Below are 23,682 nucleotides of genomic sequence, written 5' to 3'. Positions count from 1 at the left end.
TTAATATAAAGATGTAAGTAATCTATATTTTACATATTAGGGGGCTTTTTTAATAATGAGTTTCATCAATAAATTTGGAAAAACCACAGTAGCAACTTCAATTCTAGCTGCTTCAGTATTAGGTACAACACATGTGTCATTCGCATCTGGTGCTGGACAAGGTGCTCAAGATCAACAAGGTCAAAATGGCGATTACATGGCCATCGGTAACACTAAAAATCCTAAAAATGTGATTTTCATGGTTGGAGATGGTATGGGTCCTTCTTATAATTCAGCTTACCGTTATTATGCAGATAATCCTAATACCAAAGAATTAGATCAAACTGCTTTTGATAAATATTTAAAAGGAACTAACCGTACTAATCCTAACGATCCTAAAGAAAATGTCACTGACTCAGCTGCAGGTGGCACAGCTTTCGCTACAGGTCATAAAACATATAATGGTTCAATCTCTGTAGATAATGATAAAAAACCTTTAAAGTCAGTATTAGAATATGCTAAAGAACAAGGCAAATCAACTGGTTTAGTGACAACAGCAGAAGTCACTGATGCAACCCCAGCTGTGTATGCGGCACATGTAGATGATCGTGATAAAAAAGATGAGATTGCACAACAATTTTATAATGATAAAATTAATGGCCAACATAAAGTAGACGTTCTTTTAGGTGGAGGCTCTAAATACTTCGGTAAAGAAAATGGTCATTTAACTGAGAAATTTCAAAAAGATGGGTACGACTATGTAACCAATAAGACTGACTTAGCTAACTCAAAAAGTGACCAAGTATTAGGTTTATTCGCTGAGAAAAATATGCCGTTACAAATTGATGCACCACAACAAAATCCATTATTAGCAGATATGGAAGAGAGTGCATTATCTAAATTAGAAAAAAATGATAAAGGATTCTTCTTAATGGTAGAAGGCGCTTCAATTGATAAATCTGGTCATCCTAATGATATCACTGGTGTCATGTCAGAAATGAGCGGTTTCGATAAAGCATTCCAAAACGCTATCGACTATGCAAAAAATCATAAAGATACATTAGTTGTCGCAACTGCTGACCACTCAACTGGCGGTTTATCCATCGCTAAAGGCAAAGATTACGTATGGAATCCAGACGCTATTCATAAAATGAAACATTCTGGCAGTTACATGACTGAACAAATTGCTAAAGGTAAAGACCCTGAAACAGTGATCAATGAAGGTTATGGTGTCGACTTCCCTAAAAAACAATTAGATAAAGTTAAAGATGCAGCGAAAGAATTAAAAGACGTTAAAGATAAAGCTAAAAATGACGATGATCCAAAAATTGCAGAAGCAACAACTCAATTACAAGATGCAATTCAAAAACCAATTAATGACGAATCTCATACTGGTTGGACAACATATGGTCACACTGGTGAAGATGTAAATACTTATGCATATGGTCCAGGTGCTGATAAATTCCGTGGTAACATTGATAACACAGATAGTGCGAAAAATATCTTCGACTTCTTTGGTCAAGATGTCACTTCTAACCAAAATCAACAATAATATTTAGCTCATAGATAAGACGCTCTCTATAATTGAAGAGCGTCTTGTTTTATAGTCAGATAAAGCACTTTAGCGATTCAATCATCGCTAAAGTGCTTTTAATATATGATTATTTAATTTCTAAATTATCTTTAATTTTTTGTTTTACTTCATTTAAGCTATCTTTATTGGAATAGAGCTTAAAACTGGTATATTAAGGTCTCGTTTGATATCTTTTTCAATTATGTATTTTTTTACTTAGTAATATTTTTAGTTGTAAATGATTTAATTATAATTAATTCTTTCGTATATCAATACATTAAAACAAAAAACCGAGATATTTCAATCTTAGAAATATCTCGGTTTATATGATTAATATTCAATATTTGGCATTTCGTTTACTTTGTTTTGGTATTTTTTGAAAGCAATATAGCCTACAAAACCAATAATAGTTGTAACTAAAAGTTTTTTCATTATTGTCACTCCTTTTAATTTTTAGCGTAAATTAGATTTGTTTTGTCAAAAAACAAGTCTAGACTAAATATATTATACACTCAATTGCTATTAATTTTAAAGTCAATCGAACAAATTGCATTATATTTATGTCATTTTAGAGAATGTACTTACAATAATATTTAATTTTTCATCACAAATAAACAAATATATATTGCAACAAATTCTAAGAAAGTAAAAAGATAAATATATTTTAAATTCAACTTTTCTTTAAGTGGTACCTCCCAATGTGGATACTGACGTTCATAATATACATTTTGAACAAAAAACAATCCTAAACCTAATGGTAAATAAGTAATCATATTTTTATACTTTGACTCTAACTCTATTTTATTAAGAAAATATCTAATTAGCACTTGCAATATAATGACAATGACTAAGAGGAGTAGTATGTGAATCATTTTATTAATCGTACTCCTTTCACAAATAATATCACAATGGTTTGTAATAATACCACAAGCATAATAAAAATAACACTTTTTAAATCGATGGCATCAAAAACGTGATACGTAATGGTTAACGAGTGTGTGAATAAATAAATCGTATGAAATCTCAAAACATGTTCTACAAATATTCCTATTCCATTTAGAAACTTTAAAAACAATACTAAGTAATGATTAAGGTCATATATTAGAAGTATAATATGATAAAGTTATAAATATAAAGATTATACAATTTATTTTATTGCAAAGGAAACACTTATTAAGTAACTATGTAAATACTGCTCATCTAATTAAATTTATTTCATGTAATTAACTAAATTTAATCAATAACCATATAAATGTTTCCTTGCAATATATCAGTCCCACTTTCTTTCTATAAATAAAATAAGGTTAGAAAATTAAAATGCTAATAGGTGATATCTTAACATTCTACTTTACTCTAACCTCTTTTATATTAAAACATATACTTTCGAATTGCATTCTTTATAACTGTTGTAAAGGAAGACATGGCTAGCGCTCAATTGTTTTCATTTTTTATGTACTTTTCACAAATAACCGTTATGCGTGAAAAATATTTATTGACAGTCTAGTGTTAATTTTAATTGAACCACTTAACATTTTATAATGTAATCTACAATATTATTTGGTTTTATTACAGTCAAATATCCTATCGTACGTTGTACATTAAATGTAAATATCTTTATTTTGAAATAAGTTGAATTAACTTTTCATTGTTATTGATCATAGTCAGTATATTTTCTCCTTAAAATGGTATAGAAACAGCTGAACTTTCAATATACATCAGTTCAGCTTCTTTTTTAAGATTCTTTTTCATCTTTTAAATGTTTAATATCTTGAAACCCTTCTCGATAATTCGATAATTCTTCCATAATCGCATACCAATCTTTTCCAACTTTTTGGAACGTTTGTTGCATTAATTCATCTTGAGCTTTGTTTAATTTTTCTACTAGTTTACTTCCTTTAGGCGTTGGAAATAATTGTTTTACTCTGCGATCTTCTTCAGATTGTTGTTCGATAATTAATGCCTCTTCTTTTAACTTTTTCAATGTTGCATGAGACCCTTGCTTTGATATTTCTAACGTGTTTAGTAACTGCTTAATCGTAATACCAGGCAATTTATTGATAAAAAATAAAAAGCGATGGTGTTGTCGACTCATACCATATTTTTCGATAATTTCATCTGCAGTCGTCACAAACGTTTTATAAGCGAAATAAAATAGCATGTGTTCATAATCATTTTTATTTCGATCCATATTCACTCGTTCCTTTTCAAAGTCATTATTAATTATTATAGTAAATTTTCTAACGACTTTCATCAAAAGGTCAATAATGTTGACTTTATTTATAACCAGGCTTATCCTATATATGTAAACAAAAGCAATACAAAGGTGGAATTGAATATGAAACAACGTGTAGGACAATATTTAATGGATGCAGTACATGAAGCAGGAGTTAATAAAATATTTGGTGTGCCAGGAGATTTTAACCTAGCATTTTTAGATGACATCGTAAGTCACGAAGGCGTTGAATGGGTTGGAACAACGAATGAACTAAATGGTGCTTATACCGCTGATGGTTACGCACGTATGAACGGACTAGGCGTACTCGTAACAACATTTGGTGTTGGAGAATTAAGTGCCGTCAATGGTATTGCAGGCTCATATGCAGAACGTGTTCCGGTCATTGCTATCACAGGCGCACCAACAAGAGCTGTTGAAAAGGGAGGCAAATATGTGCATCACTCTTTAGGTGAAGGACGCTTTGATAGTTATCGACATATGTTTGAACCGATTACAACAGCACAAGCCTATATCACGCCTGAAAATGCAACAACTGAAATCCCTAGAGTAATCAATGCTGCAATTCAAGAACGTCGACCTGTACACATTCACTTACCAATCGATGTAGCAGTGTCAGATATTGAAGTTGAACAACCATTCAAAGTTGAAAAAACACCTCAACAAGATGTATCTCAATATGTAGATATGGTGGCTGATAAGTTACGTTCAGCTAAACAACCATTAATTATTACTGGTCATGAAATCAATAGTTTCCATTTACATGATGAATTAGAACAATTTGTAAATAAAACGAATATTCCAGTTGTTCAATTATCGTTAGGTAAAGGGGCATTCAATGAAGAAAACCCACACTATATGGGTATTTATGATGGAGAAATTGCTAAAGATGACATTAAAGACTATGTCGATCATAGCGATGCTATTTTAAATATTGGTGCCAAATTAACTGACTCAGCTACTGCAGGCTTTTCATATAAATTTGATATTAACGAAGTGGTCATGATTAATCATCGTCTATTCAAATTAAACGATACGATTGATAAAGAAATTATATTGCCTGAATTCTTAGAAGCGTTAAGTACGATAGATTATACAAATAAACATTCATTCCCTTCTTACCAACAACCAGAATCAAATGACTATGAATTAACTGATGATATGTTAACTCAAGACACTTACTTTAAAATGATGCAAGACTTTATTGGTGGCGATGATATATTAATCGCAGAACAGGGAACATCCTTCTTTGGGGCTTACAGTTTAACTTTACCTAAAAATATGTCATTTATTGGTCAACCTTTATGGGGTTCAATTGGTTACACATTACCAGCTACATTAGGTTCCCAATTAGCTAATCCACACCGTCGTAATATCTTATTAATTGGTGATGGGTCATTCCAATTAACTGTTCAAGAGTTATCAACGATGATTCGTCAAGATATTAAACCTGTGATTTTTTTAATTAATAATGATGGTTATACTGTTGAACGTCTCATTCATGGTATGGAAGAGCCCTATAATGATATCAACATGTGGGATTACAAAGCATTACCAAACGTATTTGGTGGAGATAGCGTGAAAGTCCATGATGTTAAGACTTCAAAAGATTTAAAGGCTGTCTTCGATGAAATAAACGAAGATCAAGAACACATGCACTTCACTGAAGTGACAATGAAGTGGGATGATGCACCACAAACATTGCGAGATATTTCCAAAGCTTTTGCTAATCAAAATAAATAATGTGCCTTGATAGAATATTTAAATAGATAAATCAAAAGCGACTGTACGTACCATTTGCACATGTACAGTCGCTCTTTTTTATAAACTTCTTTCATTTAAAAATGTTCGATCGATTACATCCTTTGTAATCTCCTGTAAATGTTTGATATTCCATTCACTGTCTGAATCATACTGTAATCCATGTTTCTGTGCTAATTGTGGTGTGTAATCATCAAGATTATAAATTTTAAAATGTTGTCGTGTTTGTTTGTTGGTAGGACGTGCTTGTTCGTAATGATTGACCATGCTTGTCCATTTAACATTTTCTAAATGTACACCTTTAGGTTCTTTTACTACATCGAAGTTTATCCTTCCTAACAATTGATTATTTTCATCTCCACTATACTGTCCATTTAAAAAATTACCTAAAGAATAGGCTACCAACGTTTTATGATGATGGTTTTTTGCTTTAACCCACTTTACTGGTTGAATCACATGTGGATGCGTACCAATAACGACGTCTACACCCTCATTTGCAAATAATTGAGCGTACTTTTTCTGTGTTTTATTTGGTGTATGGTGATTTTCATTTCCCCAATGTGCCGACACCATCACTACATCGCTTTGTTGTTTTGCCTTTCGTATATCCCGTTTAATAGTTGCTTCGTCAAACGTTTTTACTGTATATGGATAATTTGAGACCATATCATTTGTTCCATATGTATAACTTAATACACTGATTTTCACGCCATTTTTAGAAATGGTATGTACACGATTCGCCTCTTTTTTCGAATTGTATATTCCTGTAAACAATACGTTATGATCAAATTTTTCCCAAGTCTGTATATGATTTGTAACCCCTTGATCTCCTTGATCTAAGGAGTGATTATTTGCACCATTAATCACATCGAACCCTGTTGCAACAATGTCACTTGCTACCTGACTAGGTGTGTTGAATCGTTTAAATCCTGAAAATGGAATATCATCCCCACCAAGTGGAGACTCTTGATTGACAAAAGCTAAGTCAGGTCTAGCTATGTCTTTCTTTATATTAGAATACATTGGTTTAAAGTTATATGTACCATCTGAATATTGTGCATCATGATAGACGACAGGATGAATTAAATTATCTCCTACTGCCACAACGGAAACTTTTGTACTATTGTCCTCAACAAGCGCCATGCCACATATCAGCGAAAATACTAGAAAAATAACGATCGAGGTTATGTAATATTTGTACACTAAACTTACGCTCCTTATTGGGTTAAAGTGATATTTTTTGCGTTTATAAAATACTTTTTAATAAATAATTTTTATGTTATATCTTTACAAAAAGTGCCAACTTGTTAGATGAGTTGTTTAAGTACTATTTCCAAACCAACTAATTAATTACATTAAAAACGTAAAATCATATTTAGATTATATAAGTAAAGAAGTTCATTTCTATACATTAATTAAAAAAGAAATCATCGATATCTTCCAAATCTTCAACTATTTCATTTTCTTTGACATTCATCGTAGAAGCATAAATGGCTGTATTGGTCAATCTTTCATTGGCGCTTATTTTCATGTCAAATGCCTTTAATGTTATCTCATTTAACTTCAAATATTCTCTTCTGATTCTTTTCAGAATAATAGTATATTCTTCATCTATTTTATTCAACAATTCTTCAAATTTAGCTTTCAATTCTTCTTGAGAATATTCATCTTTCTTAAATATACCTTTCAAAGAATCTATAAATCCTTTGAAGTCATCAATCATATACATAGTTGTTGCAACAGTCATTCCTGTTAAAATACCACCTACAGTTGCACCAATTAACTCTGCAAAAATTGAAAAAGGTGTAGTTCTTAAGTAGGTAATTAAACTTTCTGTCATAATTCCACCTAAAGCTCCAATTACAGTAGCAGTAAAAACTTTGACTGCTTCTTTATACTTTGTTTCATCATTTTCAGCCGTTAGTAATAACTTAACTGATTTAACTACCCCATTAAATGTCTCACCGATTAATTTCGCTAATCGTTTATAAGTTGTTTTGAATGTATTTATAATAACTGTTAATATATTGCCTAGAAAACCACTAATAAATCCTGTACTAAATCCTACAAAATAAGATTTTGCTCTATTAAATACTTTATCTTTTATTCTATTGAAGCATAATGTTAATTCTTGCCATTTAACTTTATTTTTATGAAAATTTTTAAAATTATTAAAGTAATACTTCATCTCTTTAAAAAATTCATTTTGCAAATCATAAAGTAGCATTCCTAGCATTTCTTTCATGCCCATTTTAGCACCTGAACTAAAACTAGTTGTAACAACTTTACTTTGTTTTTTTAATTTATTTACTTTTATTTTTTTATTTAAACTTTTTTTTGCTCGCTTTTCTTTTAATTCTATTTCTTCAATATTTTTATTAAATCTTTCTGCATTTGTTCTTCCATCTTTATTAATTTTATTGCCCCATTTAGTACCCTCTAATTCACCTTTTGACTGATTAGCAGGACCAGTGGTAAATGTTAAATTTTGAGAACTATTTACAAATTTCTTTTGTTCATCTCTAGGTAAGTAGAAATTAAATGCATCATCAGTACTTAATTTTTTCAAACTCAGAATATGATCATTATGAACGTTGTCTTTGTTATTTTGTTTAACACTTAATAAATTTTCACTATTATATCCATCTTTAATTATTCCTTTACCAACCATATGATTATTAACTAACCCATTAAGTTGATTTTTTGAATTCCTACTCTCCTTGTATTTTTTAGATGTTTCTTGATTACCGTTTATTTCTTGGTAAGCTCTTTTATTAAGATTTGATAAACTTCGAGAGATAATTACATCTTTCCCAAACCTTTTCTTTTTAATTACATCTTGATCGTAATCACTTCTTTGAAAATTTGTTTTATTTTTCTGTTGAAATTCATATTTTTCTTTACTTTCTTTATCGCTAAAAATTTTATTTTTATAATTATGAAAAGTAGTTACATTACCGCCATCTTTATAAATATTTAGTATTTTGTCTAATCCAAAATTTTGAATAACTTGATTGACGGCTATTTCTTTGTATTCTTCTAGTAGTTTATTTGTAGATTCATTAACATTTTTAATTTTAAATAGACTATCTTCTGTTAAATAGTTTAGGTCTAGAAATTTTTCAAAACTAATCGCTTCTTCCATAATTATTCCGCCTTACCTATGGCTCTATTTAATAATTCAGTAGCACCTTTTGCTTGATTTATTAAACTACCTAAGTCTTTAATTAAATCTGTATCGCCCGCTTCTTTAATCAGTTTATAATCGGCTTTATATTTATTAGTTCTATTTAATACATCATCATAGAATGGGTCGATTAACATATTCGTAGTTTCTGTTAAATCTGTAGTTTCAATAATTTCTTCACTTGTACCTTTTAACATTTTAATTTGAGCTTGAACTTCTACTTCTTTTGTTCTTGCTTCGTTAGCTACTTTTTTATTTTTTGAATTTCTAAGCAAGCCAGCTGTAGCTATACTAACTCCTCCAATTGTCCATCCTATTGGACCCGATAGAGCTAACAATGCTGATCCTGCAGCAGTTCCCCCTCCACCAGCTGCTAAAGCGCCTCCACCTAGCCATGCTAGAGCAGCATTAGTTGCAGCAGCACCACTTAAAGTAGAAATTGCTGTACCAGTAGACGCTGTACCAAAAGTTGTAGCAATAGCCATAGCTGCTGAAGGTCCAAAAGCTGCTACACCTACACCAGCCGCTATACCACTTCCAGCTCCTCCAACTGTCTTTTTCCTTGAAGCTTCTACTTCTTCATTAATTTCTTGAACAAAGCCTTCAAATTTTTTAAATTCAATCTTTAATTTTTCAACTTCCACCTTTATTTCTTCAGGTTTATTTCGCATATTATTCAAAAACTGCCAAACTTTTTTTATATTATCTTTTAAAATTAATCTTTCAGCATATAATTTCTCTGATTGAGTTACCATATTAGCTTTTTCTTCTTCAAATTTTTCTAAGGCTTTTTCTAAACTTTTAACTGCTTCAACTCTGTTTTTTTTATTTAACATAATTTTTCTTCCTTTTTAATTTATTTACTCATCAAATCTGATATCGTCTTTTTGCTTTCTATAAAATCTTTTATATAGATAAATCCCAACTCCAATTAGTAAGAAAATTACTAAATATTTAAAAATAGCTACTATTATAAAAAAGAAAATAATCATCATAATTGCTATTATTATTGCTAAATATAAATTGTATTTTTTTGAATTTTTGAATTTTTTAAATACAATTATCCCTAAAGCAATTATAAATAAAAATATAAATACTCTCATATTCTTCCTCTCTCCATAACTTTTTACTTTACCCCATTAATTCTTTTAATTTATCCCATCGTGGGTCTTGTTTTTCTTTTTTGTATGTTTCGTTTTGCTGTTTCATTTTTAGTTGTTTGCTATCAACTAGTTTTTTTGATTGGATTTTTTCATTAAAGCTTTTACTGTAGTTATCTAGAATGTTTGTCCAATTAACAAAGGTAAAGTCTTCGTCAATGAAATCTTCTACTTCAACCTTAAACTTGTGATCATTTGTTTTAAATCTATGTATATCTTTGTGTAAGGCGTAAAGTAAGCTTGTAAATTCGCCTTTGTTTTTTTCTAAAATACCAACTTCTTTTAGTCCAAATTCACTCAACGTATGATTAATACTCGCTTGATCTAAGCTATCAAAACTATCAAATTGAATGATTTTCACATTTCCTTTTGCTTTTAACTCCGAGAACTTGTTTGCAATCTCTGAAAATTCTTGCTTGTTTTTCTGCCAATTCATAATTTCTTTTTCTACTACATCTGAAAATTGCAAATATCCATAATACTCAATAATCCGTTTATAGTACCCTGATAAGATTAGATACACCCATATATCTGTATCTACAATTGGTGGCGTAATAACGTTATGTTTCATTATTAAGCACCTCAATTCTCTGAATCATTTCATTAATTTTAGCGCCAGTTGTTAACCCATCATTATAATTTTTTTCTAGAATTGTCATAATATTTTGTGAAATTTGTATATCATTTGTCGGCTCTAAAATGCCAGTTTCTAAATTATTTTCTGTGTAAATTGCATATAACTGTTTAGAATGATCCTTTCGAGATAATGCTTTGAGTTGTTGATATTTTTCGTAAGGTATCGGATTCAATTGCATAGCACGAATCATCACTGCATTAAAACTCATCTGATAGTAGACACTCATTCGTGCAAGTACTTCAGGTCTCATAATGCCTTTTTCTTTATCCATCCATTTTTCAATTTCTGAATTAGGTAAAAGCACAATACCTGCAAATATTTCCGCTTCACGTTCTACTAATGACTCGGGATTAAACTCACTAATTCCATTTTGATGCCCCATATAATGATGATAGACTTCATGCCACAAGGAAAAATTCTGACGTCCTTTACTATGACTTGTATTCACAAAGATAAATGGATATTTATCTTTCTTCATATAAAAACCTGATAAATTATTTGGCGCTTGTGCTTTAATAATGTAATAACCCATATTAGACAGTAATTCTACGCTATCTTTAATCGGATATTGAATGTTATAGTTTGAGATAAATTGCTTTGCAATTGGAAGAATACGTTCAATCGTTTCTTTATATGCCTCAGTCATGAGTATCACTTCCAATCTTCAATTGATATGTAAGTAGTTGAAAAATTTGATCTAGTTGTTGTACTTTATTGTTGATTTCTTCCGTATTCTCTAAGGCGCGAAATGAAATGCTATCTAATTCCTCTTGAGGTAATGATGCTAAGAGTTGCTTAGGAGTAGTGTGAAGTATCGTAGCTGCGAGTTGATAATCTTTTGCAATCCAAATTAGTGTCGGATGTAAAAGTCGTTGGAGTCTTGTGATGTCATAACAATATTGTTTAGCATATTCATCTATATTTAAATGGCTCGAATCAATTGTAGATTGAATACGTTTACTGATTTCTATTTGCGTATATTTTGGTATCAAATTCATTTCCTTCTTTCACATGATTGATACATTTTTATTATAAAATTTTTATAAATATTTTGCTATACCTTTTAATTTAAAAATATAGTTATTTATACAGTTATTTATTCACTTTTTTAAATATTTTCGGTTTTTATTTTTAATGTATCTTTCGTTTTGATACAAATATATATTTACTTGTTCTTCTAGCGTGCTAAATATACTCGGTTTCAATAATGCTTTCACCGCTTTTTTTCTTGCTACTCGATCTAATTTAATCATAATGTAGCCACCTTTTTGTATGTTTTATCTTATTGTACATTTAGAGTTGGTCAATTTTTGTCTACCTATAATTCTCTATTATCTTCTCAACTTCATTAATATGTTTTTGTTTTAAATCTGTAGGAGACAATACTTTAACACGTGCGCCCTGAGATAAGAACCACATTAATATCCCATCTCCTATCACTTCTATTTCTACAGTAAAACGATTATTAATATAATCTTTTTTAATCAACTTTGCAGTCGGAAAACGATCTAATACCGATTCAATAATCCCTCCATTAAATTCGAATGCAACTTTCTTCCATTCACCGCCATACATAAAATAAATCCGTTTTTTCAACTCTCCTTCTCTTATATATGGAGAATGCGGCACCTTAAATTTATCATCCGTAACCTTAAATTTGTCATCCGTAACTTTAAACTCTTGTATTCGATCTACTCTAAAAATAATAACTTGCTCTTTCTTATTGATACCTACAAGGTAAAAATAGAGTTCTGAATAAGTAATATACATAGGTTTAATTTTATGTATTCTACCGCGATTCATCGCATTAAAATATTCAAATTCAATGATTTTCTCTTGTTGAATCAATTCATTTAATTTCCATAACTTGTGAAACAATGGTTCTCCATGATTCATAGGCACATAATGTATCATTTCAGACTTAATCGCCTTTTCAATAATTTTATAATTTTCATCAGAAACCTGTTGTTTGAGTCTAGTAATAACATACTGAATTTCTTTTTTAGATAAACCACGAGAAGCAATAAGAATTTTTAAGATGGCAAGAAGCTGCTCTTTATCAAAGGATACATTATCATCCCGTATCAATTCATATTTTTTGTCTACTTGATTCATAACAATTTTTTTATTTTTATCTTTAAAAAATGTATTAAGATCAGCAATATAGCGTTGAACGGTGCGTTCTGATTTATTTTCAAGTATATCCTTGATTTCTAGTTTCGTTAGACGTTGACCTGCCATGAACTTTAAATATAGGTCAAGTACATCTGTTGCTTTAGTCATTGATACCCCTCTTTTACATAGTCGTTTCTTTCATTAAACAATATTTTAATTAAAAATGTAAGTTGCAATTAAATGATGCGACAAAAATTGTCGTAATGTCTCGATATACTATGCTTAAGTATTTTAAATTTCTAAGAAAGTTGGGACAAAAAATTATGAATTTACAAAATCAATCTAAACATCCTCATGCATTTACAAATGTATCGCAAAATGAAAAAACGATGGGCATGTTAATGTGGTTACTGTCTTTAGTTACTGGGTTTATTGCAGCACTTGTCATCTGGATTATGAAGAAAGATGAATCTGAATATTTAAATCAACAAGGAAAAAATTATTTAAATTATGCGATTAGTTATACAATTTATGGCATTGCAAGTTTAGTTTTAACTGTAGTGTTAATTGGTTACTTAACTTTATTCGTTGTAGGTATTGCTGGTTTTGTCTATACTATTTTAGCTATTCTTGCAATGAATAAAGGCGAAGATTTTGTTGTTCCATTTACGATTGAAATCATTAAATAAAACGAAACATCCCTTTGTGACGTATCATCACAAAGGGATATTTTTATTTCTCTACTAACCATTCAATTGTACGTTCAATTGCTTTGTCCCAAAAAGCATAATCATGTTCCCCAGGTCCCTCTTCATATTTATAATGGATACCTTTTTCATCTAAATATTTCATAAATCGTTGATTATCATCATATAAGAAATCTTCTGTGCCACATTGAATAAAGAGTTCTGGAAGTGTTGCGTCTTTATCAACCGCTTCATCCACTAAGTGATAGGTATCTAACTCTGTACCTTTAACTTTTAAAGCTTCACCGACAATGGCTTTGGGGTCAAAGTCATTCCACTCAATATCGAGTAATGATTGTACATCAAATACCGCTGACAATGGCGCTGCTTTAGAAAATAAATGGCTTTGAGTTAAAGCGAATTTTATTGTTCCGTAACCACCCATTGAATGACCTGCAATAAAATTATCTTCTCTTTTTTTAGATACTGGTAACACTTGATGTGCATAATTGTAAATTTCTAATATATAGTCATAGTAGCTATGACCAAACGCCATATTCGCATAGCCACTGTGATCTGCATTCGGCATAATCACTGCCAACTGATGTGCTTCTGCATAACGTTCAATACTCGTTAGTCGCATATACGATGTCGCATCACTTGATAGACCATGGAGCAGTAATAACATTTTTAAAGGTTTTACAGGTTCATGTTGTTTAAAAAAGCTATCGTCTTCTGGAACGATGGCTGTAAACGATTGATTCATCCCAATCGTAGGTGATTTATAATTAATAGTCATAAATGCCATATTGTTTCGTCCTTCCATTTTATAAGTATGATATCTATTTTACACTTTTTGTAGACTAATGGAACGTTTTTTAATATAAAAAGACGCTAGCCAAATGACTAACGTTTTTGATTATAAATTGTTTCACGTGAAAACATTATATATCTTCTCTAAATAAAGGTTGACTCATACATCTTGGACCTCCACGACCACGTACCAATTCACTACCTTTAATTTCAATCACTTTAATACCTTTGTCACGTAATAATTGATTAGAGACATAGTTTCTATCGTATGTCACCACAACGCCTGGGCGAATACATAATGTATTAGATCCATCGTTCCACTGTTCTCTAGCACCGTCTATGACATCTCCATTACCAGTAGGTATAAATTCTACGTTATCTACACCTAATGCATTGGCTAACGTTTCTCGTAGCTGTCTAGAGTGTGTGATTTTAATATCATCTTTCATTTCATCTTGCTCAATTGTAAAGATATTCATGTGATTCTCTTCTTTAAAAATAGCTGCATGCACTGTAAATTTGTCATAATCAATCATTGTAAATACAGTATCTAGATGCATAAATGTACGACTATTAGGTATTTCAATCGCAAGTACTTTTTTAAATGTAGTGTATTCGTCTTTAAATATATTTCTTGCTAGCCGCTCAATGGCTTCAGCTGATGTACGTTCTGAAATACCGATAGCTAATACTTCTTTAGAAAGCACAAGCTCGTCTCCGCCTTCAATGTTAAACGGTGAAGTACGATCAAGCCACACCGGTATATCTGCATCTTTAAAACGAGGGTGATATTTTAAAATATACGTCATAAAAATAGATTCACGACGTCTTGCGCGCCAATACATACGATTGATCGACATACCTCTACCAATACTTGCTTGAGGATCCCGTGTAAAATATAAATTGGGCATCGGATCTAAATAGAATGGATAACGATCATCTAAATATTCCACTAGATGCGTTGTTTCAAGTTGAATGTCCTCTTTACGTATCCCAGACATCATTGTTTCAATTAATGCTTGATTTGATAATGTTGAAAAATATGTTTTAATTTCTTTCTCATGACCTAAAATTGTTTTTTGAGATTCTGATAAAATATCATCAATCAATTGCTGTCTTACATCTTCATTTTCAATCGCTTCAGCAGCAAGTTGTTCTAGATAAACGACTTCTACCCCTTCACTTCTAAGTGTTTCTGCAAATTGATCATGCTCTTCTTGTGCCACTTTTAAATATGGAATGTCGTCAAACAACAATCCACTTAAATGATCAGGTACTAAATTTTCTAACTCTTTACCTGGTCGTTTTAATAGCACTGTTTTTAATGTACCGATTTCATTATTAACTTGAATTGGCCCCTTTGTCATTTGTATTCCTCCTTCAAGTAAATGGTATATTTATTGTAATTATCATGAAGCAGTGGTTCATAATATACATTTCATGTATATAATTCTATCGTAGCACTAAATGTTAATTTCCAATAATAAAACCTTTTAATTATCGATCAGAAGACGATTTTAAAATTTTAACTTGAAATACCTTTATATAATCATTTAATATTTATTCGCCTATGTGTATAAAAAATGATTGAAGCGAATACGTTCACTTCAATCACCCATTTAATTCATTGCTTTTTGTACTGTACTATAGCCTAATACGACGCGGTCTACTTTACCTTTATTAACATCAAACCAAACTGTCATACCATTTTGTTTAGGTTGATAGTAATAAATACCTGTTGTGTTGTTGTTACCATTATCAATTTTTTGTAGCTCTTTACTATATACTTTTTTTAGTTGTGTTAATGAAAGTTGACCTTTGACTTCCATATCTAATAACGAGGCAGTTTTACCATCTTTAGATACATTTCTGAAGTATTGATCATATTTCAATACCGATTTATTAGATGTTGTCGATTTAATTTTAATGCCATTAAATTTAACATTTTCAGCTTTAATCGCATTTTTAAAATTTTTATCTAATACGAATGAAGCATTTTGACCCGCATAACCATTATAGTTGTAATATGATGACGTTGCTGCGTGTGCAGTCGGCTGTTGAACAAGTGCACCTGTGACGCTAGCACCTAATAGTGTACTAAACGCTATTGTTGTAGCTACACATACTTTTGTTGTCTTTTTCATATGCGTCTTCCTCTTTCTCTTTAAACTACTCATATCATACTTCATTACTCTTATCTATACAATCTTTATAGTAATTAGCCATCTATTTAAATATTTTTTTATAAAATTGTGGTATACTATAATTAGGAGTAATAGTCCTATTCACTCCTTCATAAAATGTTATATTACATAACAATACTAGGCCACGAGTTTACTTCCCCTTTGTTAAACTTGTGGTCTTATGATATATAAATTCATTATTTTAATTTTTAAATATAAAATTTACTTATATTAGGAGAAATCACTTCAATAATACGAACGTATGTTCTATAATATTATCGAGGTGGTTTTAATGATTCTTGATCAATACAAACATGAAACAGATTATCGCAAAATTCCTAGAGAATATTTAGACGCTAATATACCACAAGGACGTGGCATGATTAAGTGGGCGCCTTTTGCAGTGATGCCTGAACAATATGAACGAATAAAAACTTTTATCGAAAATCAAAATAAAATAACGATGCCCTCTTTGTCGGATGATCAATTCAATATTCTGAATAGACGATTAATTGAAAAATATACAACGCATCAACTCGCTATGATTAGTTATTTTAAAAATGGTACGATTCATTCTATTGCAGCTTATATTAAACGTATTGATACATTAAAGCGGTATATTACAATTAGTAATGAGAATGGCTCACAAACAATGCAACTCGAATTTGCAGTATTATGTCACATTGAATAATAAAAACGAGCGAGAATTGAACTCAATTCCGCTCGTTTTTTTCATTTATTTACTTGTTGTGACACCTTCATAGCCAATATCTACTTCTACTGTTCTTCCATGTGTTATAACAAAAGAAACAATTAATCCATCTTTCTTAGGTTGATATTCGAAAATACCACTTTTTTTATCACTTGGAGTACCCTTTACTTTTTTAAAATCTGAGCCATACGCTTTTTTCAATTGATTATATGTCAAATCCCCTTTAACACTAAATTGAACTTTATTCGCCTTCTTGGCATCTTTACTTACACCAGTAAATTTTTGGTTATATTTTTCAAGTTCTTTATTACTGTGCACTTTTTCAAATTTTATTCCATTCATTGTTACATTTCCATATTTAACTGCTTTAATAAATTGTTTATTTGTTACAAATTTTGCGTCTTTATCTACATATCCGTTATATACATAATATGGCTTTGTAGCTGCATGAGCTGTATCCTCGATTGGTAAAACAGTTGTACTTACGCCTAATACTGTCCCAAATGCTAAAGTAACTGATGCTATAGATTTAACTATTTTATTCATGATTGTCCTTCTTTCTCTAATGGATTTTTATTTCACTATTATTATCTCATACTCTTTATCTTAATTCACTGTACTTTAGATGTATCTATCACAGAATTATGTAAATAAAATGTAATATGATTTGGTTATATAAATACTACCTATTTGTTGAACTTTGATTATAATAAACTAAAGAAATGAATTAAAAATGGAGGACTATAATTTGAAAAAAATATTAGCAACTATAGTCATTATATTACTTGTTGTGGCATTAGGATGCTCAATCTTTTTTGCAGCCACTCATTCTAATCAATCTGACCCAAATCAAACACAATCTACTAAAAAGAAAGATAAAAAAGAAACTACTTCTGAAAATCATGCAGTTCAATCTAATGAAACAAGTCAGTCTGACAATGGTACCACGGCGCAATCTGAGTCAACAAGTCAATCAATACAAGAACACCAACAAACGACACAACGTCACTCTACTGTTCAGACTACACAACCAAAAACAAGCGAATCATCAACTACATCACAATCACAACATAGTTCAGAAAGTAACACATCAAAACGCCCTACATCTCAAAGCACAGAAGAAAAACCATCTTCAGAGCAAACATCAACTGAACAACCTTCAACAGAAGAAAAACCTTCATCACAACAAAGTACGAAGTCTTCTACTGAAAGTCATACTAATCGTAGTAGTGAATCTAATAACAAATCTAATTAAAAATAATAGCCTGACTGATAATGATGTTTCATTATCAATCAGGCTATTTTATTTTCTATTCTGTTACTTTACTTTCTTCTACGCGTTTTGCAATCTTAGTCATAATTGGATCTAAGAATGGTTTAGCAATAAATCCAATTAAGAAGAAACCAAGACCGAAGAGTCCAAATATGATTAATTTTGTAATTAAAATTTCCGGTACAATACCACCGACTACTTCACGTAAACAATCAATTAAATACGTAAATGGTAAGTACGGCGAAATGTTTTGGAAGAACTTAGGTAGTGTAGCCACTGGAAAGGTACCACCGCCACCTGCAATTTGTAATACTAAAAGAATAATGGCTACAGCTTTACCTGGGTTACCCAGTATAGACACACACGTATAAACAATGGTATTAAACACAATGGCTCCAAAAAGTGCCACAAGGACAAAGAGCAATGGTGATTCTACTTGTGCACGAAGTAAGAATAAGTCACCTGTTGTAACAATAAGTGTTTGCAATATTCCCATTGTTATAAAGAACATCCCTTTACCAAGATATTCTTGACGTTTTGTTAATTGATCAGCAAGTTCTTCATGTTTGTTGTGTACCGTTAATAAACTTACTAATAATAAAGCCCCTACCCAAATAGATAATGCTGTATAGAACGGTGTCATACCTGAACCATAATCTCTGACTGGGAAAACATCAACTGTTTTCTTATTGATTGGGTTTGCGATAACATCTGCTTGTTTTTTCAAGTCGTTTTTCAGACTATTAACAAGCTTATCTACTGCATCATCATCGTCCAATTGATTGAATATATCATTAGCCTTATTTAAATCTCTTTCGATGCCAGGTAATTTTGTTTGTGCAAAATTCGCTAAATTCGCTAAAGCTTCTTTTGCTTTTGGCTGATTCTCATCTAATAAATCTACTGCGTTATCGTATTTATCAAATAATGTTGGTAAGTTAGCATTAACAGTAGCTGTTGCATTTGCAAGACGTTGTTCTAAATCAGGTAAATCATTACGTACAAAGTCTGCAGCTTTTGCTACATTTTTTCGTACTGTTGGGAAGTAATTTTTAGCAGTTTGAGTTGCTTCAATATATCCCGCTTCAAGTGATGGTAATTCACTTTGAAGTGTTGCAATACGAGTTTGACCATTACCTACAATATCTTGACCTGCTTGAATCACTTGATTAATCGTATTTAATTTAGATTGCACATCTGATAATACAACTTGGCCTTCACTTAATTGTTTTGTAATATCATTAGAAACTACAAGTAAACGATGATTTAAATTATCTTTAATGTAATCTCTATAACTACCTAAACCAGAATTTAAAGCTGGCAAGCTTCTTAATACATTAATAGACTCCGCACTACCTTTACCACCACTTGATAATGCATCAATCAATTGGTTAGTAGAACGTAACGTATCATTAATACGGTTATTGGTACTTTCGATTCGTTTAATTTGTGGTGCTAAATTCACATGTTCACGTTGTTGTAATTCTTTTAATACATCAATCAATTGTTGATTGTATTTTGAAGTGTTTTCTAAACGTCCTTTAATATTTCGAAGCATGTCATTATATTCTGTTGGACGATTAGAGGCAATGACACCATACGTTATATCTCTTAATGCTTTTACATCAGATTGTGATGCCTTAGCTTGCTTATCCGCATTTGAAGATAATGCAAGTAATGCTTCAGCAAGTCCACTATTCATTGATTTAACATCTTCATTCGAAAGAATCTGACCATTAGGTAATTGATCATTATTCGAACTATTACTTAGTTTTTGAATCGTATATTGAGGCATACCGTTGTCATTAGTTGTCGCACTTTGTTGTCGTAAATTATTATTCACATTACCATTAACTGCTTGTGCTCGCCTAGTTGCCTCTTGATAATCCCCAACACGTTGCTTAGCCATACCTAAATAACCTTGCGCATCATTAAGTTGTTGATTCGCTAAGTCTAATCCTTGACTCGCAATCTCTACCCCTCTATTAATTTTAGGGAATGTCTGAGGAATATCATCTGCTGCTACATTCACTAATTTCTGAATGTTAGGCATATATTCATTCAATGCGAGAATTAGTTTTGCTTTTTGATTTAAAGAAGGAATCGCTGCATTGACATCATTTAATTTTTGTTGAGCATTTAAAATATCATCTTTATAGGTATCTAAATCACGGAATTGATTCGCATATTGATCAAGCTGATCTTGATGATCATTAAGATAAACAATTCTATCTGCAATTTTATTCAATTTAGGTAAAGATTGATGGGCAGTATAGACTGCATTTTTAATTTTATCGATAGTTGGTACTTCGTCTTCAATTTGAAGACCTACTTTATTTGCTGCTTTCAATAATGCTTTCGTTACAGTAGTATTAAATTGTTTATTGGCTTCATCAACAATAATTGTCGAACCGGTATCAGTCATTTTAGGGGCGACAGCATTAATTTTTTGGTTCACTTTATATGTAATATCTGCTTTTTCCGGATGTTTACGAAGTGTTCCCGTAATTTGATGTGTAAATTTCTTAGGTATATAAATTCCTGCATAATATTTACCCATTCGTATTTCATGATCTGCTTTCTCCCGACTGACAAATTGCCAATCAAATTTATCATTGTTCTTCAATGTGTCTTCGAGCGTATTACCTACATTAATTTTCTTACCTCGAATTTTATCGCCTTGGTCTTCGTTTACAACTGCCACTTTAATATGACCTGTATTACTATATGGATCCCACATTGCCCATAAATTAAACCATGCGTAAAATGAAGGTAAAATTGCCAAACCGCCTAGAATTACCCAAGCAGCAGGTGTTTTAGCGACACGCTTTAAGTCTGTCAAAAATAGTTTAAACGCGTTCTTCATTTTCACTCTCCTAAAAATGAAATATTAAGAATTTATATCAATATGATTTAAAACATTGTTTTTTATATCGTAGAATTAGTATAATACTTTTATCACGAATGCCATAATTAGTTGATATACGTCAACAATTAAAATGGTACTCATGCATTATAGCAGAAAATAATTTTAACGACAAAGCTAATGCTACGTTAAAATACGATAGAAATCGTCTGACTTAAGACGGATTTATAAAATATATTATACAAAAGTAAGGAGCGTTTATTGATGTCGAAGCAAAAATTCATGATATATTTGCTAACTACAACTCTGGTTTTACCAACATTTACGTCTAGTGTTGCTCAAGCTGAAGAGACTACAAAACAAACTAAAACATCTGAATCAAATAATGAGGATTCAACTTCTACATCAGAAACAACACGTACTGAAAGCAATGAAATTCCATCTTCAGAAGATTCAACTTCTGATAGCTCTGATAATAATAAAAAGCAAGACTCTCAGTCAAAAGAAAGTCAATCAGACACAGTTTCAAATGAAGATGCCGCTTCTCATTCTAAACCATCATCAACACATTCGAAAAATAATCGTTCATCTAATACTAAAGATGAAGACACGTATCATACACCATTATCTGTATTTAGCATGAATGGTTCAAATCATTCATTCTCATCAAATTTTTTAGATCCTAGTCACTTTGAAAATGGCTTTAGTTTAACAAGTTTGATTTCATCTTTATTCCATTTTGATGATGATATTTCTAAATATGAACATGTTGAAAGTGATTCATCTTCATCTAATACTAATGATGACAAAAATGCAACGAATATAACTTCTTCAGATGAAGATCGTACTGAATCATCACAGCAACACACAACAATCGATGCATCACCTCAAGACTCATCTGACAAGTCAAATAGTCATACCACATCATCAAATCAATCTGATGTACTAACAGAAAATAATCAATCAGATCAACCGTCTGAGTCATCATTTAAATATAGTAACAGTAATAACAATCATTCAACTGATGATTCTAGCGTAAGCAAAGCTTTAGATTCATTGAATCAATTAGCTTCCGATTTAAATGATTCTAATAATAATGAGTCATCGACATCTGAAAGTAGCAATCAATCAACATCACAGCAAACAACAAACAACACAACATCTCAAACCGCTCAGGAAGATCAAGCAACGTCTAACAAAGATCGTCAACAATCAGAGGATGTACTAGATGCGCTTCTTGATAAATATAGTGATAAAGCACAACAAACTCATAAAGACTATACATCATCTAAAAAAGACAGCACATCTCAAGCATCACAAAATGAAGATTCAAAAAAAGATACATCAACAACTCAAGACCAACTAGACACAAATAAAGACAATCCACAATTACCAACGGAGAAACAACTAAAACATAAACAAGAAGCACCACAATCATTTGAAAATGATTTTAAACAAAGTAATACACGCGCTATAAGTTTATTCCAAGACGTACCACAATTAGATGGGAACAATGTTACTAATGGAAACATGGCAGTGGTAGAAAATAAAGCAACACGTGAATTTATTACATCTATTGCTAAAGATGCGCATAAAATTGGGCAAGATAATGACATTTATGCTTCTGTCATGATTGCGCAGGCCATTTTAGAATCAAGTTCAGGTAATAGCGCCCTTGCACAAGCACCAAACTACAATTTATTCGGTATGAAAGGTAGTTATAAAGGCGCTTCAGTTAACTTCAATACACTTGAAGCTAGTAGCGATAATAATATATTTAGTATTAATGCTAGTTTCCGTAAATATCCAAATCTTAAAGCTTCATTAAAAGATTATGCTGATTTAATCAAACATGGTATTGACGGTAATCCTACAATTTATAAATCATCTTGGAAAAATATTGCACCAAGTTATCGTTCAGCAACACGTCATTTAAGCCAAACTTATGCGACTGATCCAAACTATGCAACGAAATTAAATAGCTTAATTGAACATTACAATTTAACTGATTTTGATAAGAAACACATGCCTGATTTAGATAAATACTCAAAATCAACAGGAAGTAGTGGCACAGATGTTTCAGGAAGTGCATTTAAGCCATTTTCAATTTCAGATGTTTCTTCACCATATCCATATGGTCAATGTACTTGGTATGTGTACGAACGTGTTCAACAATTTGATAAACATGTAGGTGGTCATTGGGGCGATGCACATAACTGGGATAATAGCGCTGAAGACGCAGGTTATAGTGTAAGTACAACCCCTAAAAATCATACAGCTGTTGTATTTGAAGCAGGTCAATCTGGAGCAAGTGCGTTATATGGTCACGTTGCTTTCGTTGAAAAAGTCAATGATGATGGCTCAATCATTATTTCAGAATCAAATGTAAAAGGATTAGGTATTGTATCATATCGCCAAATTGATGCGGATACTGCCTCATCTTTACACTATATTCAACCTAAATAAATGCAGAACAAAAGCCATTGAGTTTCAAAAATTTGAAA

Annotated in this window: 24 protein-coding genes; 6 read left to right on the top strand and 18 right to left on the bottom strand. The window is 31.2% G+C overall.

Features of this window, described 5'->3' with window-relative positions:
* Window positions 1–55 precede the first annotated feature (55 nt).
* Entirely contained in the window at window positions 56–1,531 is a 1,476-nt protein-coding gene (locus NR218_RS04165; protein WP_070491863.1) for an alkaline phosphatase, read from the top strand.
* 351 nt (window positions 1,532–1,882) lie between these two features.
* On the opposite strand, the gene NR218_RS04160 is transcribed toward NR218_RS04165, so the two are convergent.
* From NR218_RS04160 to NR218_RS04150, 4 genes are all read right to left on the bottom strand, one after another.
* Entirely contained in the window at window positions 1,883–1,984 is a 102-nt protein-coding gene (locus NR218_RS04160) for an SE2200 family small protein (protein WP_017175470.1), read from the bottom strand.
* Between the two features lie 161 nt (window positions 1,985–2,145).
* Window positions 2,146–2,424: a hypothetical protein gene (locus NR218_RS12715; RefSeq protein ID WP_070491860.1), complete on the bottom strand. Its 279-nt coding sequence runs from the start codon at window positions 2,422–2,424 to the stop codon at window positions 2,146–2,148.
* On the bottom strand, window positions 2,421–2,627 hold the full coding sequence (locus NR218_RS04155; RefSeq protein WP_242536632.1) for a DUF1361 domain-containing protein: 207 nt from the start codon (window positions 2,625–2,627) through the stop codon (window positions 2,421–2,423). The genes NR218_RS12715 and NR218_RS04155 overlap by 4 nt, the downstream gene beginning before the upstream one ends.
* Before the next feature lie 657 nt (window positions 2,628–3,284).
* A complete protein-coding gene (locus NR218_RS04150; RefSeq protein ID WP_017175474.1) occupies window positions 3,285–3,740 on the bottom strand; it encodes a MarR family winged helix-turn-helix transcriptional regulator in 456 nt (151 codons plus the stop codon).
* 147 nt (window positions 3,741–3,887) lie between these two features.
* Between NR218_RS04150 and NR218_RS04145 the strand changes: the two genes are divergently transcribed.
* On the top strand, window positions 3,888–5,528 hold the full coding sequence (locus NR218_RS04145; protein WP_265848392.1) for an alpha-keto acid decarboxylase family protein: 1,641 nt from the start codon (window positions 3,888–3,890) through the stop codon (window positions 5,526–5,528).
* A gap of 78 nt (window positions 5,529–5,606) precedes the next feature.
* Here NR218_RS04145 and NR218_RS04140 read toward each other — a convergent pair whose 3' ends face one another.
* From NR218_RS04140 to NR218_RS04100, 9 genes are all read right to left on the bottom strand, one after another.
* The gene (locus tag NR218_RS04140; protein WP_414114554.1) at window positions 5,607–6,749 is read right to left on the bottom strand and encodes a CapA family protein; all 1,143 of its coding nucleotides are present in this window, start codon (window positions 6,747–6,749) and stop codon (window positions 5,607–5,609) included.
* A 208-nt stretch (window positions 6,750–6,957) separates the two neighbouring features.
* Entirely contained in the window at window positions 6,958–8,691 is a 1,734-nt protein-coding gene (locus tag NR218_RS04135; protein ID WP_265848389.1) for a hypothetical protein, read from the bottom strand.
* A gap of 2 nt (window positions 8,692–8,693) precedes the next feature.
* Complete coding sequence (locus NR218_RS04130; protein WP_053092400.1) at window positions 8,694–9,569, bottom strand: hypothetical protein; 876 nt, start codon at window positions 9,567–9,569, stop codon at window positions 8,694–8,696.
* Window positions 9,570–9,593: 24 nt separating this feature from the next.
* Window positions 9,594–9,836: a hypothetical protein gene (locus NR218_RS04125; protein WP_242554082.1), complete on the bottom strand. Its 243-nt coding sequence runs from the start codon at window positions 9,834–9,836 to the stop codon at window positions 9,594–9,596.
* A gap of 28 nt (window positions 9,837–9,864) precedes the next feature.
* Window positions 9,865–10,464 carry a hypothetical protein gene (locus NR218_RS04120; RefSeq protein WP_265848388.1) on the bottom strand — a complete coding sequence of 200 codons (600 nt, stop codon included), beginning with the start codon at window positions 10,462–10,464 and terminating at the stop codon, window positions 9,865–9,867.
* On the bottom strand, window positions 10,454–11,176 hold the full coding sequence (locus NR218_RS04115) for an ImmA/IrrE family metallo-endopeptidase (RefSeq protein WP_079335497.1): 723 nt from the start codon (window positions 11,174–11,176) through the stop codon (window positions 10,454–10,456). The genes NR218_RS04120 and NR218_RS04115 overlap by 11 nt, the downstream gene beginning before the upstream one ends.
* On the bottom strand, window positions 11,169–11,522 hold the full coding sequence (locus NR218_RS04110; RefSeq protein WP_406846241.1) for a hypothetical protein: 354 nt from the start codon (window positions 11,520–11,522) through the stop codon (window positions 11,169–11,171). Before NR218_RS04110 ends, NR218_RS04115 begins: the two co-directional genes overlap by 8 nt.
* A 108-nt stretch (window positions 11,523–11,630) precedes the next feature.
* Window positions 11,631–11,783 (bottom strand): hypothetical protein, encoded by a 153-nt coding sequence (locus tag NR218_RS04105; protein ID WP_265848386.1) that lies wholly within the window; start codon window positions 11,781–11,783, stop codon window positions 11,631–11,633.
* Window positions 11,784–11,844: 61 nt separating this feature from the next.
* Window positions 11,845–12,813 (bottom strand): helix-turn-helix transcriptional regulator, encoded by a 969-nt coding sequence (locus tag NR218_RS04100; RefSeq protein WP_265848385.1) that lies wholly within the window; start codon window positions 12,811–12,813, stop codon window positions 11,845–11,847.
* Window positions 12,814–12,968: 155 nt separating this feature from the next.
* Between NR218_RS04100 and NR218_RS04095 the strand changes: the two genes are divergently transcribed.
* Window positions 12,969–13,334 carry a DUF4870 domain-containing protein gene (locus NR218_RS04095; RefSeq protein ID WP_077700702.1) on the top strand — a complete coding sequence of 122 codons (366 nt, stop codon included), beginning with the start codon at window positions 12,969–12,971 and terminating at the stop codon, window positions 13,332–13,334.
* Window positions 13,335–13,377: 43 nt separating this feature from the next.
* Here the strand turns inward: NR218_RS04095 and NR218_RS04090 are convergent, their stop codons facing one another.
* From NR218_RS04090 to isaB (NR218_RS04080), 3 genes are all read right to left on the bottom strand, one after another.
* Window positions 13,378–14,139: an alpha/beta hydrolase gene (locus NR218_RS04090; RefSeq protein ID WP_265848384.1), complete on the bottom strand. Its 762-nt coding sequence runs from the start codon at window positions 14,137–14,139 to the stop codon at window positions 13,378–13,380.
* 136 nt (window positions 14,140–14,275) lie between these two features.
* Window positions 14,276–15,511 carry an arginine deiminase gene (gene arcA / locus NR218_RS04085; RefSeq protein ID WP_019834625.1) on the bottom strand — a complete coding sequence of 412 codons (1,236 nt, stop codon included), beginning with the start codon at window positions 15,509–15,511 and terminating at the stop codon, window positions 14,276–14,278.
* Window positions 15,512–15,763: 252 nt separating this feature from the next.
* Window positions 15,764–16,288, bottom strand: coding sequence for an immunodominant staphylococcal antigen IsaB family protein (isaB, locus tag NR218_RS04080; protein WP_019834626.1), 525 nt, complete (start codon window positions 16,286–16,288; stop codon window positions 15,764–15,766).
* Window positions 16,289–16,619: 331 nt separating this feature from the next.
* On the opposite strand from isaB (NR218_RS04080), the gene NR218_RS04075 reads away from it, so the two are divergent.
* A complete protein-coding gene (locus tag NR218_RS04075; RefSeq protein ID WP_232133106.1) occupies window positions 16,620–17,018 on the top strand; it encodes a YolD-like family protein in 399 nt (132 codons plus the stop codon).
* Between the two features lie 45 nt (window positions 17,019–17,063).
* Here the strand turns inward: NR218_RS04075 and isaB (NR218_RS04070) are convergent, their stop codons facing one another.
* On the bottom strand, window positions 17,064–17,585 hold the full coding sequence (gene isaB, locus NR218_RS04070) for an immunodominant staphylococcal antigen IsaB family protein (RefSeq protein WP_232133107.1): 522 nt from the start codon (window positions 17,583–17,585) through the stop codon (window positions 17,064–17,066).
* Window positions 17,586–17,787: 202 nt separating this feature from the next.
* On the opposite strand from isaB (NR218_RS04070), the gene NR218_RS04065 reads away from it, so the two are divergent.
* Window positions 17,788–18,294, top strand: a complete 507-nt coding sequence (locus NR218_RS04065) for a hypothetical protein (protein ID WP_019835124.1) — start codon at window positions 17,788–17,790, stop codon at window positions 18,292–18,294.
* A 55-nt stretch (window positions 18,295–18,349) separates the two neighbouring features.
* On the opposite strand, the gene NR218_RS04060 is transcribed toward NR218_RS04065, so the two are convergent.
* On the bottom strand, window positions 18,350–21,178 hold the full coding sequence (locus NR218_RS04060) for a YhgE/Pip domain-containing protein (protein WP_232133108.1): 2,829 nt from the start codon (window positions 21,176–21,178) through the stop codon (window positions 18,350–18,352).
* A gap of 264 nt (window positions 21,179–21,442) precedes the next feature.
* Between NR218_RS04060 and NR218_RS04055 the strand changes: the two genes are divergently transcribed.
* On the top strand, window positions 21,443–23,644 hold the full coding sequence (locus NR218_RS04055; RefSeq protein WP_019835125.1) for an amidase domain-containing protein: 2,202 nt from the start codon (window positions 21,443–21,445) through the stop codon (window positions 23,642–23,644).
* Window positions 23,645–23,682: the final 38 nt, after the last annotated feature.

This window comes from Staphylococcus sp. SUC_1.2, from assembly GCF_026222585.1.
The sequence above is the reverse complement of the archived record's forward strand: the minus strand, read 5'-3'. Positions and strand labels throughout refer to the sequence as shown.

What these genes read in the sequence shown, in the direction of transcription:
- NR218_RS04165 (WP_070491863.1), top strand. Translation starts at nt 56, where the DNA reads ATGAGTTTCATCAATAAATTTGGAAAAACCACAGTAGCAACTTCAATT.
- NR218_RS04160 (WP_017175470.1), bottom strand. Translation starts at nt 1,984, where the DNA reads ATGAAAAAACTTTTAGTTACAACTATTATTGGTTTTGTAGGCTATATT.
- NR218_RS12715 (WP_070491860.1), bottom strand. Translation starts at nt 2,424, where the DNA reads ATGATTCACATACTACTCCTCTTAGTCATTGTCATTATATTGCAAGTG.
- NR218_RS04150 (WP_017175474.1), bottom strand. Translation starts at nt 3,740, where the DNA reads ATGGATCGAAATAAAAATGATTATGAACACATGCTATTTTATTTCGCT.
- NR218_RS04145 (WP_265848392.1), top strand. Translation starts at nt 3,888, where the DNA reads ATGAAACAACGTGTAGGACAATATTTAATGGATGCAGTACATGAAGCA.
- NR218_RS04135 (WP_265848389.1), bottom strand. Translation starts at nt 8,691, where the DNA reads ATGGAAGAAGCGATTAGTTTTGAAAAATTTCTAGACCTAAACTATTTA.
- NR218_RS04130 (WP_053092400.1), bottom strand. Translation starts at nt 9,569, where the DNA reads ATGTTAAATAAAAAAAACAGAGTTGAAGCAGTTAAAAGTTTAGAAAAA.
- NR218_RS04125 (WP_242554082.1), bottom strand. Translation starts at nt 9,836, where the DNA reads ATGAGAGTATTTATATTTTTATTTATAATTGCTTTAGGGATAATTGTA.
- NR218_RS04120 (WP_265848388.1), bottom strand. Translation starts at nt 10,464, where the DNA reads ATGAAACATAACGTTATTACGCCACCAATTGTAGATACAGATATATGG.
- NR218_RS04115 (WP_079335497.1), bottom strand. Translation starts at nt 11,176, where the DNA reads ATGACTGAGGCATATAAAGAAACGATTGAACGTATTCTTCCAATTGCA.
- NR218_RS04105 (WP_265848386.1), bottom strand. Translation starts at nt 11,783, where the DNA reads ATGATTAAATTAGATCGAGTAGCAAGAAAAAAAGCGGTGAAAGCATTA.
- NR218_RS04100 (WP_265848385.1), bottom strand. Translation starts at nt 12,813, where the DNA reads ATGACTAAAGCAACAGATGTACTTGACCTATATTTAAAGTTCATGGCA.
- NR218_RS04095 (WP_077700702.1), top strand. Translation starts at nt 12,969, where the DNA reads ATGAATTTACAAAATCAATCTAAACATCCTCATGCATTTACAAATGTA.
- NR218_RS04090 (WP_265848384.1), bottom strand. Translation starts at nt 14,139, where the DNA reads ATGGCATTTATGACTATTAATTATAAATCACCTACGATTGGGATGAAT.
- arcA (WP_019834625.1), bottom strand. Translation starts at nt 15,511, where the DNA reads ATGACAAAGGGGCCAATTCAAGTTAATAATGAAATCGGTACATTAAAA.
- isaB (WP_019834626.1), bottom strand. Translation starts at nt 16,288, where the DNA reads ATGAAAAAGACAACAAAAGTATGTGTAGCTACAACAATAGCGTTTAGT.
- NR218_RS04075 (WP_232133106.1), top strand. Translation starts at nt 16,620, where the DNA reads ATGATTCTTGATCAATACAAACATGAAACAGATTATCGCAAAATTCCT.
- isaB (WP_232133107.1), bottom strand. Translation starts at nt 17,585, where the DNA reads ATGAATAAAATAGTTAAATCTATAGCATCAGTTACTTTAGCATTTGGG.
- NR218_RS04060 (WP_232133108.1), bottom strand. Translation starts at nt 21,178, where the DNA reads ATGAAGAACGCGTTTAAACTATTTTTGACAGACTTAAAGCGTGTCGCT.
- NR218_RS04055 (WP_019835125.1), top strand. Translation starts at nt 21,443, where the DNA reads ATGTCGAAGCAAAAATTCATGATATATTTGCTAACTACAACTCTGGTT.